The sequence below is a fragment of the Streptomyces roseifaciens genome (assembly GCF_001445655.1).
GTDB lineage: Bacteria > Actinomycetota > Actinomycetes > Streptomycetales > Streptomycetaceae > Streptomyces > Streptomyces aureoversilis.
The window spans coordinates 49,437-64,100 of sequence record NZ_LNBE01000007.1 but is presented as its reverse complement, the minus strand read 5'-3'; the positions used below and the strand labels follow the sequence as shown (position 1 = coordinate 64,100).

The window sequence follows — 14,664 nt, the reverse complement described above, 5'->3', positions numbered from 1 at the left end:
GCCACCCGAAGGGTGGAAGCCCGTGCGGCGCCCGCGCGTCACGCCTTCGGCGCCACCCGGCTCAGCCCGTTGATGATGCGGTCCATCGCGTCCCCGCCCTGCGGGTCCGTCAGGTTCGCCAGCATCTTCAGCGTGAACTTCATCAGCAGCGGGTGCGTCAGGCCGTGCTGGGCGCCGATCTTCATCACCTTCGGGTTGCCGATGAGCTTCACGAAGGCCCGGCCGAGCGTGTAGTAGCCGCCGTAGGTGTCCTTGAGGACCTTCGGGTAGCGCTGCAGGGCCAGCTCGCGCTGGGCGTACGAAGCGCGCGCGTGGGCCTGGACGATGACGTCCGCGGCGATCTGCCCGGACTCCATGGCGTACGCGATGCCCTCGCCGTTGAACGGGTTCACCAGCCCGCCCGCGTCGCCGACCAGCAGCAGGCCGCGCGTGTAGTGCGGCTGGCGGTTGAAGGCCATGGGCAGGGCGGCGCCGCGGATCGGGCCCGTCATGTTCTCCGGGGTGTAGCCCCAGTCCTCCGGCATCGAGGCGCACCAGGCCTTGAGGACCTCGCGCCAGTCCAGCTCCTTGAAGGAATCGGAGGTGTTGAGCACGCCGAGGCCGACGTTGCTCGTGCCGTCGCCCATGCCGAAGATCCAGCCGTAGCCGGGCAGCAGCCGGTCCTTCGGGCCGCGCCGGTCCCACAGCTCCAGCCAGGACTCCAGGTAGTCGTCGTCGTGGCGCGGGGAGGTGAAGTACGTGCGCACGGCCACGCCCATGGGGCGGTCCTCGCGGCGGTGCAGGCCCATGCCCAGCGACAGCCGGGAGGAGTTGCCGTCGGCCGCGACGACCAGCGGGGCGCGGAAGGTGACCGGGGTCTTCTCCTCGCCCAGCTTCGCCTCGACGCCCACGATCCGGCCCGTGCGGTCGTCGATGACGGGCGCGCCCACGTTGCAGCGCTCGTACATCCGCGCGCCGGCCTTCACCGCGTTGCGGGCCAGCTGCTCGTCGAAGTCGTCGCGCTTGCGGACCAGTCCGTAGTCCGGGAAGGAGGCGAGATCCGGCCAGTCGAGCTGCAGCCGGACGCCGCCGCCGATGATGCGCAGGCCCTTGTTGCGCAGCCAGCCCGCCTCCTCGGAGATGTCGATGCCCATCGCCACGAGCTGCTTGGTGGCACGGGGGGTCAGCCCGTCGCCGCACACCTTCTCGCGCGGGAACGCCGTCTTCTCCAGCAGGAGGACGTCCAGTCCGGCCTTCGCGAGGTAGTACGCGGTGGTCGACCCGGCCGGGCCGGCCCCGACGACGATCACATCCGCGGAGTGTTCGGTATCGGTCACGGTCGGCTCTCCCGTTCGGCTGAGGACTGGTCACCCGAGTCTATGAGCCGCCCGGCCGCGGCCGGGCGGGGGCCACCCGGCCGTTCAGGGGGCGCCTGAGCGCGCCCGGCTACCCGGCCCGCCAGGAGCCGAGCGCCGTGTCGAAGGGCTTGCGGTACGCGTCCCCGCCGCCGTCCCGGCCGCGGAACATGATGGCGTACTCCGTGCCCGAACCGTCCACGTACGCCTGGTTGTGGCCGTGCATGGTGCGGCCCGAGGACTTCTCGACCCAGGTCCACTCCCACAGGGCGCCCGGGCGGCCCTGGAAGGTGTTGCGCGTCATCTTGACCCGCTTGTAGCCGTTCAGCTGGGCCACGCCCTTCTCCAGGTCCTGGAAGTGGTCGTAGGCGGACTGCTTGGTGCCGTGCACGATGCCGATGCGCAGGTACTCGCTGCCGGTGCGGCCCGCGTAGTCGATCTGGCCGCTCCCGTTGTCCTCCCGGCGCCACCCCTGGGGCACCGCGAGGGAGAACCCCTCCGGGGCGGACACGTTCTCGTACCCCGCGGGCGCGGGGCCGCCCGTCGCGGGCGCCGACGACGACGCGGACGGCGACGGCGAGGCCGAGGAGGACTCGGAGGCGGACGGGGACGCCGATGCGGAGGCGGAGGCCGAGGGCGACGCGGAGGGCGAGGCGGACGGCGACGGCGAGGGCGGGTTGCTCGGTGCCGCCGTGGGCGGCGCCGGCTCCACGGATTCGGTGTCCTCGATCCGGGCGGCGTCCCGCTTGCCGTCGTCCTTGCCCTGCGTCAGGAGGATCCCGCCGCCCACGGCCCCGCCGATCACCACGACCGCCACGGCGGCCGCCACCCAGCCGAGGTTGAGCCTGCGGCGGGCCTTGGGGAGCACGAAGAACTCGGGGGTGGGCCCGATGACGGCGAGCGGGCTCGCCTCCGGCGCGGGCGGGAAGGGCGGCGCGGGGTGGCCCGGTGCGGCGCCGGGCGTCGACGCGGGCGCGGGCGGCGGTACGGGTGCCGGTGCCGGCCCGGCGGCGGGCGCGGCCGGAGCGCCGGTGGTCGGCACGGTCCAAGGCGCGGGGGGCGGCGGGAGAACGGGGGGCACGGCGGCGGGGGCAGGGGCTGCCGGGGCCGGGGCCGCAGGAGCCGGGGCCGCAGAGGCAGGCGCCGCAGGAGCAGGCGCCGCGTCCGAAGCCGCCTTCGAAGCCGCCGCGTCCGAAGCCGGCGACGCGGCCGGCGACGCGGCCGGCGGGGCCGGTATCGCTGCCGCGCCCGGCTTCTCCGGTATCGCCGCCGCAGCCGGCGGCCCCGGTATCGGCGGGGCCTCCGCCCCGCCCCGCGGCCGTTCCCGCCCGCACTTCATGCAGAAGCGCGCTTCCGCGGGGAGCGTGGAACCGCAGTCGGGACAGCAGGGCAAGGTCATGGAGCGCTCCGGAGCTCGGGCGGGTCATTCGGAGGGCGGGGGTGGCTTGATCGTATCGACTCCGGACGCCCTGCCCATGACAATCCGTCAGCCCGCCGGCCCGGCCCCGGCCCCGGCCCGCTCCGGACGCGTCACGCCGGGAGCTTGGTGCCCCGGTGCAGGGCCACGACGCCGCCCGTGAGGTTGCGCCACGCGACCTTCGACCAGCCCGCCTCCTGCAGCAGCGCGGCGAGCTCCGGCTGGGCGGGCCAGGCGCGGATCGACTCGGCGAGGTAGACGTACGCGTCGGGGCTGCTGCTGACGGCCCGCGCGACCGGCGGCAGGGCCCGCATCAGGTACTCGCTGTAGACCGTGCGGAACGGCGCCCACGTGGGCGTGGAGAACTCGCAGATCACCACGCGGCCGCCGGGCCGGGTCACGCGCAGCATCTCGCGCAGCGCGCCGACGGTGTCCTGCACGTTGCGCAGTCCGAAGGAGATCGTGACGGCGTCGAACACCCCGTCCGCGAAGGGCAGCCGGGTGGCGTCGCCCGCGGTCAGCGGCATCCAGGGGTTGCGCTTCTTGCCCTCGCGCAGCATGCCGACCGAGAAGTCGCACGGCACGACGTAGGCGCCGGCCATGGTGAACGGCAGCGAGGACGTGCCCGTCCCGGCCGCGAGGTCCAGCACCTTCTCCCCCGGGCGGGCGTCGACGGCCCGGGCGACGGCCTTGCGCCACTGACGGGCCTGGCCGAGCGAGAGCACGTCGTTGGTGAGGTCGTATTTGGCCGCCACGTCGTCGAACATCGCGGCGACTTCGTGCGGCTGCTTGTCCAGGGATGCTCGGGTCACGACCCCATTGTTCACCCCCGGGGCGGGAGGGGACGCAGAGGGTTGGACGGGGACGGCGCGCCCGGGAAGGACCGGACGTCCTGCGGTGCCGACTGCGCACGTCCCGGGAGCCCCCGCTCCCCGGGACCGCCGGACCCCCCGCCCGGCGTTGCGCGCCCTTGCGGCCCGGCATGACGAACCGTTGCCAGGGCCCTCCACAGTGGCACCGCGGGACGTCCGTAGCGGCCGTCCCCGCGCTGCCCATCCTGCCCCGCGGAACGGACCGGGATCTTCCGCCTTGACGGGCCCCTGACGTGCGCGGACGCCCTCCATACGGCTCGTTGACGCCGGGTGTGCGGCGCCCGGCCGGCGGCCGCCCGCAGGCGTCCGCTCAGCGGCGCCGGTGGACCAGCCGCCCGGCGAGCACGGTGGCGACGCAGCTGCCCGCGCCCGCCGCCAGGAGCGCCGCCTCGTCCGGCACGTCGAAGGCGGCGAGGTCGGCCGGGCCGCCTACGGTCAGAGGCGCCTCGACGGAGCCGGGCAGGTCCCGGCCCTCCCGCAGGGGATCGAGGTCCGGAGCGCCGGCCGGGATCCCCTGCGCGAGGCGCGCCGGTACGACCCTCATCCCCGACCGGGCGACCGCGGTCGCCACCACCGGGTCCTGGAAGCCGCCCGTCGCGGCCACGGCCGTGGTGCCGTGCCGCAGCATCTGCTGCAGCCCCCGCCGGACGCTGCCCGCCCGGCGGGTCTCGGTCATCTCCAGCGCGGCCAGCCGCTCGCCGGTGAGCGGGCGGTCCCCCAGCTCGTCGTACTCGCGCGGATCCGGGAAATAGGCGTTCCCCAGCAGCCACGCCGCGTGCCACTGGCGCAGACCGGGCGTCAGCACGCCCGGCCAGCGCCGCACGCGCGCGCCCGGGAAGGCCGCGGCCACGTCCTCGTACGGGCCGGCCGCCGCGATCCTGTCGCCGTCCACCACCACCGCGCCGCCGGGCACCGCGGCGGCGCCGGGGGCGGCGGTCAGCAGCAGGCCGGCGGTGTGGATCGTCAGCACGGCATCGTCAGCACGGGTCCGGTGTCAGCTCGCGTCGATGAGCTTCAGCTCGGGGTGGGCCGTGCCGCCCTCGATCGCCGTCGACGACAGGTGCGAGACGACGCGGTCGTCGACCGGGTCGTTCGCCGGGTCGTCGTGCACGAGCAGGTGCTCGTACGTGGTGGCGCGCTGCGCCGGGACGCGGCCCGCCTTGCGGATGAGGTCGATGAGCTCCATGCGGTTGGAGCGGTGCTTGGCACCGGCGGAGGAGACGACGTTCTCCTCCAGCATCACCGAGCCCAGGTCGTCCGCGCCGTAGTGCAGCGAGAGCTGGCCCGCCTCCTTGCCGACGGTCAGCCAGGAGCCCTGGATGTGGGCGACGTTGTCGAGGAACAGCCGCGCGATGGCGATCATCCGCAGGTACTCGAAGACGGTCGCCTGCGTACGGCCCTTCAGCACGTTGTTCTGCGGCTGGTAGGTGTACGGGATGAAGGCGCGGAAGCCGCCCGTGCGGTCCTGCACGTCACGGATCATCCGGATGTGCTCGATCCGCTCGGCGTTGGTCTCGCCGGTGCCCATCAGCATGGTGGAGGTCGACTCGACGCCCAGGGTGTGGGCAAGCTCCATGATCTCCAGCCAGCGCTCGCCGGACTCCTTCAGCGGCGCGATGGCCTTGCGGGGCCGGGCGGGCAGGAGTTCGGCGCCGGCGCCCGCGAAGGAGTCCAGGCCGGCGGCGTGGATGCGGCGGATGGCCTCCTCCGCGCTCACCCCGGAGATCCGCGCCATGTGCTCCACCTCGGACGCGCCGAGGGAGTGGATCACCAGCTGCGGGAACTCCTTCTTGATGGCGGAGAAGTGCTCCTCGTAGTACTCCACGCCGTAGTCCGGGTGGTGGCCGCCCTGGAACATGATCTGCGTGCCGCCGAGCTCCACGGTCTCCGCGCAGCGGCGCAGGATGTCGTCGAGGGGGCGCGTCCAGACCTTGTCGCTCTTCGGCGGGGCGTAGAAGGCGCAGAACTTGCACGCGGTGACGCACGAGTTCGTGTAGTTGATGTTGCGCTCGATGATGTACGTCGCGATGTGCTCGGTGCCCGCGTAGCGCTTGCGGCGGGCCGCGTCGGCCGCCGCGCCGAGCGCGTGCAGCGGCGCGGAGCGGTAGAGCTCCAGCGCCTCCTCGGGAGTGATGCGGCCACCGGCGGCGGCGCGGTCGAGGACGGCTGTGACATCAATGGTCGTGAGGTCGGCCTTCTCGCTCACCGGGGCGTCCCTTCGGAGGGGGTTTGACACGACCGCCAGCCTACGCCAGCCCTCATCCCTCCCGGCGGGTGAGGGTTGCATGGGGGCTGCCGCCCTTGGTGTCCTCGGACGTGTACATGAGCTTGCCGTCGGCGGCCAGGGAGAACGTGATCCGCGCGGTCTCGCCCGTGCACCCGAGCGACGGCGTGCCGTCGGTGGCCTCCTCCAGGGTGAGCCGGGTGGGGACGGCGGTGAGCAGCTTGCCCTTGCTGTGGCACTCCAGGACGTTGAGCGCGGAGTAGGTGGTGCGGACGACGTAGGTGCCGGGGGCGCCGTCGGCGATGACGGCGGTCATCGTCCCGTTGGGGGTGCCGTCGCTCTGGACGACCTGCCCGGTCCAGGTGCCGAGGAACTGCTCGGGTACGGACTTCGCCCGGCCGCCTCCGGTGCCGCCGGTCCCGCCCTTGTCGCCGCCCCCGCCCCGCAGGAGGCCGGAGCCGAGGATCGCGGCGACGGCCGCCGCGACCAGGAGCGCACCGACCGCGACGAGCACGGCCCTCGTTCTGCGCCGTCCCTCTCCGGCTCTCCGGGCGGGCTCCGCGGCCTCCGCCGCGGGCGGCTGCCCGGCACCCCACGGGAGCGGCACGGCGTCCGCCGGGGACGCGGCGCCGGTGGGAGGCGGGGCGGCGCCCGCCCGGAGCGGGCCCGCGTCCAGGGCCGTGGGCGCGCCCCCTTCCAGGTCCAGCAGCTCCACCGCGCGCCGGCTCACGCGCTCCACCACGGGCCCGGGCAGCCAGCCCGCGCCCACCAGGGCACCGGCGCCGTCCGGGGCCAGCCGGCGGGCGACCTCCTCCGGGGCCGGGCGGGCCACCGGATCCTTGGCCAGACATTCACCGGCCAGGGAGCGCAGGTCCCCGGTGAGGCCCGGGCCGAGGACCGGCGCCTCGTGGACGACCTTGTAGAGCAGCACCGCCGCGCCGTCCCCGGCGAAGGGCGCCTCGCCCGTGGCCGCGTAGGCGAGCACGGCCCCCAGCGAGAAGACGTCCGCCGCACCCGTCACCCCGTGGCCGAGGATCTGTTCCGGGGCCATGTAGCCGGGTGAGCCGACCGAGACGCCCGTGGCGGTCAGCGACGCCGTGCCGTCCGTGGCCCGGGCGATGCCGAAGTCGATCAGCCGGGGCCCGTCGAGGGTGAGCAGCACGTTGGACGGCTTGACGTCGCGGTGGACGAGGCCGAGCGCGTGGACGGCCGCCAGGGCCTCCGCGAGCCCCGCGCCGAGGGCCCGCACCGTCCGCTCGGGCTGGGGGCCGCCGGCCAGGACGGCCTCGGTGAGGGACGGGCCGGCCACGTAGCCGGTCGCCACCCAGGGCACGGCGGCGTCCGGGTCCGCGTCCAGCACGGGAGCCGTCCACGACCCGCCCACGCTGCGTGCGGCCTCGACCTCGCGCCGAAAGCGCGCGCGAAACTGCTCATCCAGGGCAAAATGGGGATGAACGGCCTTGACCGCGACGGTCCGGCCGCCGGCACTGCGACCCAGGTACACGCGGCCCATGCCGCCCGCCCCCAGCCGGCCCAGCAGCCGGTACACACCGATGACCTGCGGATCTTCCGGCAGCAAGGGTTCCATCGGGCCTTTCGCCTCCCCCGGCGGGGGCCTGGGGCCCCGGTTTTTCGGCCTATGACTCAATTCACGGGGTGTCCCAGGAACCCCCCAGGGCGGTTTCCCCATCCACCAGGACGGAACAAACCGTCATGTCCTTCGGGGCAGCAGCAACGTCCGGAGCGACGCGATGACGTACTCGCAAGATGGGGCCTACCAGTCCCAGGGCCACCGCCGCGCATCCCGCGCCAAACGATGGACGATCATCGTGGCGTCCATAGCCGTGGTCGGCCTGATAGCCGCCGGCATCATGAACTACTTCAAGTTCGGGCCGTTCTCGGACAAGGGCAAGCCGGTCAGCTTCGGCCAGGACCAGCCCGGCGGCGGCCAGGCGGGCGGCGCCAACGGCCCGCAGAAGGCGGACTCCAAGGTCCTGATGCCGACGGGCCCCAAGGCCGAGTTCAAGAACACCAGCACCCTGTCGGACGGCACCCAGGTCGCCGTGACGACCCTGGACGGCAAGAAGTCCGGCTTCAAGGGCAAGGTGTGGGTCTGGGCGCCCAAGGCGTACAACGACCCGAAGTTCAAGGACCACGGCTTCCCGGTCCTCATCGCGCTCCCCGGCGGCCCCGGCTTCCCGAACAACTACTGGATGGACGACGGAGGCCTGCACCTCGAGTCGTCGGTCACCAAGTGGTACAACGAGGGCAAGGGCAAGCCGTTCATCCTGGCCATGCCGGTCCTCAACCCGAAGCCGGACGACGGCGGCCTCTACTGGGACGGCAGTGACATCCCGGGCCAGCCCAAGATGGGCACCTGGCTGACCGAGGACGTCCCGGACCTGGTGAAGGCCAACTTCCGCACGGTGAAGTCGCGCGACGGCTGGGCGTTCATGGGCTCCTCCTCCGGCGCCTTCTCCGGCCTGAAGGCCGTCCTGAAGCACCCGGACAAGTTCAAGGCCGTGATCGCCTCCGGCCCGGACATCGTCCCGGACTCCCCGCTGTGGAAGGGCCACGAGAAGGAGAAGGCCGAGAACAACCCCGAGGTCCTCGCGAAGAACCTGATCGCCGCGAACAAGCCCGGGACCGACGTCTACCTCGCGTTCCAGTACGGGACGAAGGAGGCCAGCGTCATCCCGCACGTGGACAAGTTCATCGCGACCTACGGCAACAAGGGCCCGGTCCACACGCGCCTGCAGAAGATCGAGGGCGGTCGGCACAACGCCAAGACCTACATCGAGGGCATGAACGCGGGCAGCATGCAGTGGATCAGTGAGCACATGGTGGGCCCCGTCGCCCCGTAGCCTCCAGGCTGACTGCTTGTTCCAGGAGCCCTGATCCCCTCCGGGGGGTCAGGGCTCCAGCAGTTCCACCCGCACGTCGGCCGGGAAGCCCGTCGTCGGGCCCGTGCGGCGGGCGAACTCGGTGACGCCCGCGAGCTGGTCCGGGCCGAAGCGGAAGTCCAGCGTCGTGAAGTAGCGCTCCAGCAGCCCGGCGTCGAAGGCCTCCCAGCGCGCCGCCTGCTCGGCCACCTTCGCCACCTCCTCCAGGGAGACGTCCCGGGAGGCCAGGAAGGCCTCGTGGACCTTGGCCACGATGTGCGGCTCGCGGGCCAGGTACTCCCGGCGCACGGCCCACACCGCGAAGACGAACGGCAGCCCCGTCCAGTCCTTCCACATCTGCCCGAGGTCGTGGACCTCCAGGCCCAGCCGCGGGGCGTCGTGCAGGGAGGCCCGCAGGGCGGCGTCCCCGATCAGCACCGCGGCGTCCGCCTCGCGCATCATCAGGCCCAGGTCCGGCGGGCAGGTGTAGTAGTCCGGCTGCACGCCGTACCGCTCGGCCAGCAGCAGCTGCGCCAGCCGCACGGAGGTGCGGGAGGTGGAGCCGAGCGCGACGCGGGCGCCGTCCAGCCGGTCCAGGGGGACCTGCGAGACGATCACGCAGGACATGACCGGGCCGTCGCAGCCCACGGCGATGTCGCGCAGGGCGACCAGGTCGTCCGCGTTGCGCAGGAACTCGACGAGGGTGACCGGGGCGATGTCCAGCTCGCCCTCGATCAGCTGCCGGCTGAGCTTCTCCGGGGTGTCCTTGGTCAGGTCCAGGTCCAGCAGGGTGCCGGTGCGCGCGAGGCCCCAGTAGAGGGGCACGCAGTTCAGGAACTGGATGTGACCCACGCGCGGACGGCTGCGCTGGGGGGTGCCGGCTTCGGGGTCGGTCTCTACGGCCGAGGCAGAAATGTCCACATCCGGAGGCTAGCCCCGGGCGGCCGGGACGGCGGGGGCGGGGTGCGCCCGGGCGGTGCCCGACTGGGGATCTTTTCCGTCAGGAACACCGGGAAAACCATCCGACAGCGTGATCTTCAACTCCTTCCGCGCGAGAACCCTCGCGTGCTAGGCTCGCCGCAAGTTGCAGTTTGGTTTCCCTTGCAGTACAGAGCCTGCGGAGCATGTGACCCGCAGGCTTTTGTAGTTTTCAGACTTCTCGCAGGTTCTGGAGCAGGGCAACCCTTTGGGCCCAAGGAGGGCTTTATGGCTACCGGAACCGTGAAGTGGTTCAACGCTGAAAAGGGCTTTGGCTTCATCGCCCAGGACGGCGGGGGCCCCGACGTCTTCGTCCACTACTCCGCGATCAACGCCTCTGGCTTCCGCTCCCTCGAGGAGAACCAGCAGGTCAACTTTGACGTCACGCAGGGCCCGAAGGGCCCGCAGGCGGAGAACGTCACCCCGGTCTGATCCTCGGATCCCTCCGGTGCGACGGCTCGACCGATCGCGGTCGACGCGCTGTACCCAAGGAGCCCTGCTCCTCCGCTTCGGCGGAGGGGCGGGGCTCCTGCCTTTCCCCTACCCGTCGCTGATCGTTAACCCTCCCTTAGCGACTTCTTGTTGACCAGTTTCTTTCACTTTCTGTCGTACAACGCATTGATTTCGATCGCATAGCGTTCGGCGATCACGGACCGCCGGACTTTGAGGGTCGGCGTCAGCGTCCCGTCCGCCACTGTGAAATCTCCGTCAAGAATCCCGAAGGCCCGAATCCGGGCCGGCCGGGACGCCGTTGCGTTCGCCGCCTCCACCGCCTCCGCGCACAGCGCCCGCACCGCCGGGTGCCGGGCCGGCCGGCCGCCGAGGTCCACGCCCTCGCGCGCCGCCCAGGCCCCGACCTCCTCCGCGTCCAGCGTGAGCAGCGCCACCGGATAGGGGCGGCGGTCGCCGATCAGCACGGCGCGGGAGACCCAACGGGACTGCTGCACGGCGAACTCGACCGGCGACGGCGCGAGGTTCTTGCCGCCCGACGTGATGATCAGGTCCTTCTTCCGGCCGGTGATCGTGAGATAGCCGTCCGCGTCGAGCGCGCCGAGGTCCCCCGTGTGCAGCCAGCCCTCCGTATCCCGCATCCCGGCGGTCGCGGCCGGGGCGTTGCGGTAGCCCGCGAAGACCCCCGGGCCGCGGGCCAGCACCTCGCCGTCCTCCGCGATCCGCACCTCTACGCCGGGCACCGGCCTGCCCACCGTCCCGGGGCGGACCCCGCCCGGGTGGTTCAGGGTGATCACGCCGGTGGCCTCCGTCATGCCGTAGCCCTCGTAGAGGGCGATGCCGCAGGCGCGCAGGAAGTCCAGGGTCTGCGGGGCGATCGGGGCCGCTCCGGTGACGGCAAGCTTCAGCCGTCCCCCGAAGGCCGCCCGGACCCGTGCGAACACGCTCTCGTCCGCCGCCCGCCAGGCCGCGAGCAGTTCACCCGCCGGCTCCTCGCCCCGCGCGCGCACGCCGGCGGCCTCCAGCCCGGTCCGCACCGCCGCCTCAAGGCGGGCCCGGCCGTCCGGCCCCGAGGCCTCGGCCAGCGACACCACCGTCGCGTGCACCTTCTCGAACAGGCGCGGTACGGACGGCAGGTGCGTGGGCCGCACCTCGGCCAGCTCGGCGACGACGTCCTCGATCCGCCCGCCGAAGTAGCACAGGGTGCCGCCGCGGACGAACACCGACAGCTGGATCAGCTGGGCGAGGAGGTGCGCGAGGGGCAGGTAGAGGTACGTGACGTCGCCGGGCCCGCCCCCGACGAGGTCGGCGGAGGCGTCGTCGACGGCCGTGAAGTTGCCGTGCGTGAGACAACAGCCCTTGGGCGGGCCGGTGGTGCCGGAGGTGTAGACGACGGCGCACAGGTCGGCCGGGGTGACGGCCGCGCTCCGGGCGAGGAGTTCCGCCGCGGGCACCTCGCCGTGGGGCAGCGGGTCGTCCATCAGCACCACGTGCCGCAGTTCCGGCAGCTTGCCGCGGACGGCCGTCACGCGCGCCGCCAGGTCCGCGTTCCCGCACACGGCCACGGAGGCCCCCGAGTCGGCCAGCACCCAGGTCAGTTCCTCGTCGCCCGCCGTCGGGTAGACGGGCACCACGACGGCGCCGGCGGCCAGCGCGCCGAAGTGGGTACGGGTCCATGCCGGACTGGTCTCGGAGAGCACGGCGACACGGTCCCCGGGGCGCACCCCGAGGGCCATCAGACCGCGCCCGGTCTCCTCCACGGCGGCCCACAAGGCGTCGTAGGTGAGCTCCGCCCACCCTTCGCCGCGGCGGAACCGCTGGGCGGGCACGGGGCCGTGGTGCCCGGCGGCCCACCGGGCGAGAACGGCGAGCGTACGGGGGCGCTGGCGCGGCATCGCTTCCTCCCTGGTGGCTGATCCCTGCTCGGCACCGCCGGACCACCCGGGCCCCGCGTAGGAGCGCATCCGCGTACGGGCGCACCCGCGTGCGAGCGCGCCCCGTGCCGGGGCCTTCCCGAACGTTAGGGACGTTCGCCCGCGCAGGGGATGACCGGAACGGTCGGCCCCACTGACCCCGGCGCTCAACGGAGTTACCGTCATCCGTATGACGAGTCGCACGATCACCGTGCATCACGTACGCGCCACCCTCACCGGCCCGCGGCGACTCGGCATCGAGACCGTGCCGCTCCTGCAGAGCGCCCGCATCCCCCCGCTGCTCCTCGGCGACGCGCACGCGCGCGTGTCGCCCGAGCAGTTCACCCGCCTGGTCACCGCCGTCCGGCAGGCCACCCGCGACGAGTTCCTGGGCCTGGGGCCCGAGCCCAGCCGGCCCGGCACGTTCGCGATGATGTGCCACGCGAGCATCGGCTGCCCCGACCTCGGCACGGCCCTGCGCCGCGCCACCCGCTTCTACGGCCTCTTCCCCGGCGGCCCCGACCTCGCCGTCGAACGCACCGGCCCCGACGCCGCGTTCGCCGTGCGCACCGATCTGCGGGCGCTCGCCGAGGCCCCCTTCGTCGCCGAGTGCCTGGTGCTGGTCTGGCACCGCGTGGCGAGCTGGCTGATCGGCCGCAGGATCCCCCTGCGCTGGGCGGAGTTCGCACACCCGGCGCCGCCGTACGCGGGCGAGTACGGCCTGCTGTTCGGCTGCCCGGTCCGCTGCGGCGCGCCGCGCACCCGCGCCGGGTTCGACCCGCGCTGGCTGGCCGCGCCCGTCGTCCGGGACGAGGCCGGCCTGGCGGAGCTGCTGCGGCGCGCGCCCGCCGGGCTGCTCAGCCGCCGCGAGTACGGCACGACGGTCGCCGAGCAGGTGCGGCACGCCCTGGCGCGGGCCCTGCGGGAGGCGGCGGCCCCGCAGCGCCGGGCGGCCCGGCTGCCGGAGGTGGCGCAGCTCGCCGCGCGGCTCGCGGTCAGCCCGGCGACGCTGCGGCGGCGGCTGCAGGAGGAGGGCACGTCCTACCGGCGGCTGCGCGACCAGGTGCTGCGGGAGGCGGCGGTGGCCGGGCTGGCGGAGGGGCGGGAGCCGATCGCGGAGCTATCGGCGCGGCTGGGCTTCTCGGAGGACACGGCCTTCCACCGCGCGTTCCGCCGCTGGACGGGCACCACGCCGGGGGCGTACCGGCTCCGGGGCGGGCGCGAACGGGGTCAGCAAGGCCGACCGTGAACGGGGTCAGCAAAGCTGAGCTTTCCGGTCAGCTTCTTTCCTACCCGTCAGTCACTACGGTCTCCCCGACTCCCGCCGTCCCCGGGGAGTTTCGCGGAGGGGATCCGCGACGAGACATGAGTGACCCCTCACCACTGCACTGTCGGGAGAGCCGCATGCACTTGCGTAGGCACCTGCGTACGAAGGCCTGGGCCGCCGTCGCCGCGCTGGCCGTCTCACTGGGCCTCGCGGGCACGGCGGGCGCCGCCGGGCCCGTGCCCGCCACCGCGCCGGGTGACGTCGTCACCTCCGCGCCGACGTCCTTTCACCCGCTGCCCGGCCAGCCCACCGGCACCAAGGCCTGGCACGTCACCTACCGCTCCACCACGGCCAAGGGCGCCCCCAACGTCGTCTCCGGGACGGTGATCGTCCCCCAGGACGGCAGAAAGGGGCCGCGCCCGCTCGTGACGTACGCCGTGGGGACGATCGGGCTCGCCGACCACTGCGCCCCGTCGGCCGGCTTCCCGTACGGGACGACGGTGGAGGCGAACCTGATCCAGCAGCTCACGCTGCGCGGCTGGGCGGTGGCCGTCACCGACTACGAGGGCCTCGGGACGCCCGGCGACCACACGTACACCGTCGGCCGGGCCGAGGGCCACGCCGTCCTCGACGCGGCCCGCGCCGCCCTGCGGCTGCCGGAGGCCGGGCTGGCCGAGAGCTCGCCGGTCGGCATCATGGGCTACTCGCAGGGCGGCCAGGCCGCCGGCTGGGCCGCCGAGCTGCACGCGTCGTACGCCCCCGAGCTGAACCTCAAGGGCACGGCCGCGGGCGGCGTCCCCGCCGACCTCGTCGAGGTCGCCGAGTACAACGACGGCGGCATCGGCGGCGGCCTGGTCCTCATGGGCGCGATCGGGCAGGACGCGGCCTTCCCCGAGCTGCGCCTCGGCTCCTACCTCAACGACAAGGGCAGGCGGCACGTCGACTTCCTCAAGAAGCACTGCGTGGTCGCGAACGCCGCCGCGGGCCTGTTCAAGCGGATCTCGGACGTGACGGTCAGGAACCCGCTGCACGAGCCGGACTGGCAGCGCATGCTGCACTCATCCGACCTCGGCACCCGCGCCCCCGACCGGCCCGTCTACCTCTACCACGGCACCCTCGACGAGCTCATCCCCTACAAGGGCGCCCAGCAGCTGCGCGCCGCCTGGTGCACGAAGAGGGCAGCCGTGCAGTGGAAGTCGCTGCCGCTGGCCGAGCACGTCGTGGGCGTGATCGCGGAGTCCGTCCCGGCGGCGAACTGGCTCGCCGACCGGTTCGCCGGCAGGTCCGCGGCGGGCAACTGCTGATCGCGTCGGGCGCTGGACCGGGC

Annotated in this window: 12 protein-coding genes and 1 pseudogene; 4 read left to right on the top strand and 9 right to left on the bottom strand. The window is 73.4% G+C overall.

The genetic code is table 11. From position 1 onward, the window contains the following. Nucleotides 1-38 precede the first annotated feature (38 nt). The 7 genes and pseudogenes from AS857_RS35665 to AS857_RS35640 form a co-directional block, all read right to left on the bottom strand. Complete coding sequence (locus AS857_RS35665; protein ID WP_058047629.1) at nucleotides 39-1,316, bottom strand: geranylgeranyl reductase family protein; 1,278 nt, start codon at nucleotides 1,314-1,316, stop codon at nucleotides 39-41. Between the two features lie 109 nt (nucleotides 1,317-1,425). After that, nucleotides 1,426-2,376, bottom strand: a complete 951-nt coding sequence (locus AS857_RS35660) for a hypothetical protein (RefSeq protein ID WP_058047628.1) — start codon at nucleotides 2,374-2,376, stop codon at nucleotides 1,426-1,428. 285 nt (nucleotides 2,377-2,661) lie between these two features. After that, a pseudogene (locus AS857_RS42485) lies at nucleotides 2,662-2,733 on the bottom strand (zinc-ribbon domain-containing protein); the annotation flags it as partial. Nucleotides 2,734-2,864: 131 nt separating this feature from the next. After that, complete coding sequence (locus AS857_RS35655) at nucleotides 2,865-3,563, bottom strand: demethylmenaquinone methyltransferase (RefSeq protein WP_058047627.1); 699 nt, start codon at nucleotides 3,561-3,563, stop codon at nucleotides 2,865-2,867. A 370-nt stretch (nucleotides 3,564-3,933) separates the two neighbouring features. After that, nucleotides 3,934-4,593 carry an imidazolonepropionase-like domain-containing protein gene (locus AS857_RS35650; RefSeq protein WP_058047626.1) on the bottom strand — a complete coding sequence of 220 codons (660 nt, stop codon included), beginning with the start codon at nucleotides 4,591-4,593 and terminating at the stop codon, nucleotides 3,934-3,936. Nucleotides 4,594-4,617: 24 nt separating this feature from the next. After that, on the bottom strand, nucleotides 4,618-5,829 hold the full coding sequence (mqnC, locus tag AS857_RS35645; RefSeq protein ID WP_058047625.1) for a cyclic dehypoxanthinyl futalosine synthase: 1,212 nt from the start codon (nucleotides 5,827-5,829) through the stop codon (nucleotides 4,618-4,620). Between the two features lie 52 nt (nucleotides 5,830-5,881). Further along, a complete protein-coding gene (locus AS857_RS35640) occupies nucleotides 5,882-7,435 on the bottom strand; it encodes a serine/threonine-protein kinase (protein WP_058047624.1) in 1,554 nt (517 codons plus the stop codon). Between the two features lie 163 nt (nucleotides 7,436-7,598). On the opposite strand from AS857_RS35640, the gene AS857_RS35635 reads away from it, so the two are divergent. Then, nucleotides 7,599-8,711 (top strand): alpha/beta hydrolase, encoded by a 1,113-nt coding sequence (locus AS857_RS35635; RefSeq protein WP_079110949.1) that lies wholly within the window; start codon nucleotides 7,599-7,601, stop codon nucleotides 8,709-8,711. Between the two features lie 48 nt (nucleotides 8,712-8,759). Here AS857_RS35635 and AS857_RS35630 read toward each other — a convergent pair whose 3' ends face one another. Beyond that, nucleotides 8,760-9,650: a menaquinone biosynthetic enzyme MqnA/MqnD family protein gene (locus AS857_RS35630; protein ID WP_058047623.1), complete on the bottom strand. Its 891-nt coding sequence runs from the start codon at nucleotides 9,648-9,650 to the stop codon at nucleotides 8,760-8,762. 285 nt (nucleotides 9,651-9,935) lie between these two features. Here AS857_RS35630 and AS857_RS35625 point away from each other — a divergent pair, with 285 nt between their 5' ends. Then, nucleotides 9,936-10,139, top strand: coding sequence for a cold-shock protein (locus AS857_RS35625; RefSeq protein WP_003984261.1), 204 nt, complete (start codon nucleotides 9,936-9,938; stop codon nucleotides 10,137-10,139). A gap of 164 nt (nucleotides 10,140-10,303) precedes the next feature. Here the strand turns inward: AS857_RS35625 and AS857_RS35620 are convergent, their stop codons facing one another. Continuing rightward, a complete protein-coding gene (locus AS857_RS35620; RefSeq protein ID WP_058047622.1) occupies nucleotides 10,304-12,052 on the bottom strand; it encodes an AMP-dependent synthetase/ligase in 1,749 nt (582 codons plus the stop codon). A 208-nt stretch (nucleotides 12,053-12,260) separates the two neighbouring features. On the opposite strand from AS857_RS35620, the gene AS857_RS35615 reads away from it, so the two are divergent. Both AS857_RS35615 and AS857_RS35610 read left to right on the top strand, forming a co-directional pair. After that, complete coding sequence (locus tag AS857_RS35615; protein WP_058047621.1) at nucleotides 12,261-13,319, top strand: AraC family transcriptional regulator; 1,059 nt, start codon at nucleotides 12,261-12,263, stop codon at nucleotides 13,317-13,319. Nucleotides 13,320-13,474: 155 nt separating this feature from the next. After that, nucleotides 13,475-14,641 (top strand): lipase family protein, encoded by a 1,167-nt coding sequence (locus AS857_RS35610; protein ID WP_058047620.1) that lies wholly within the window; start codon nucleotides 13,475-13,477, stop codon nucleotides 14,639-14,641. Nucleotides 14,642-14,664: the final 23 nt, after the last annotated feature.

What these genes read in the sequence shown, in the direction of transcription:
- AS857_RS35640 (WP_058047624.1), bottom strand. Translation starts at nt 7,435, where the DNA reads ATGGAACCCTTGCTGCCGGAAGATCCGCAGGTCATCGGTGTGTACCGG.
- AS857_RS35635 (WP_079110949.1), top strand. Translation starts at nt 7,599, where the DNA reads ATGACGTACTCGCAAGATGGGGCCTACCAGTCCCAGGGCCACCGCCGC.
- AS857_RS35625 (WP_003984261.1), top strand. Translation starts at nt 9,936, where the DNA reads ATGGCTACCGGAACCGTGAAGTGGTTCAACGCTGAAAAGGGCTTTGGC.
- AS857_RS35620 (WP_058047622.1), bottom strand. Translation starts at nt 12,052, where the DNA reads ATGCCGCGCCAGCGCCCCCGTACGCTCGCCGTTCTCGCCCGGTGGGCC.
- AS857_RS35615 (WP_058047621.1), top strand. Translation starts at nt 12,261, where the DNA reads ATGACGAGTCGCACGATCACCGTGCATCACGTACGCGCCACCCTCACC.
- AS857_RS35610 (WP_058047620.1), top strand. Translation starts at nt 13,475, where the DNA reads ATGCACTTGCGTAGGCACCTGCGTACGAAGGCCTGGGCCGCCGTCGCC.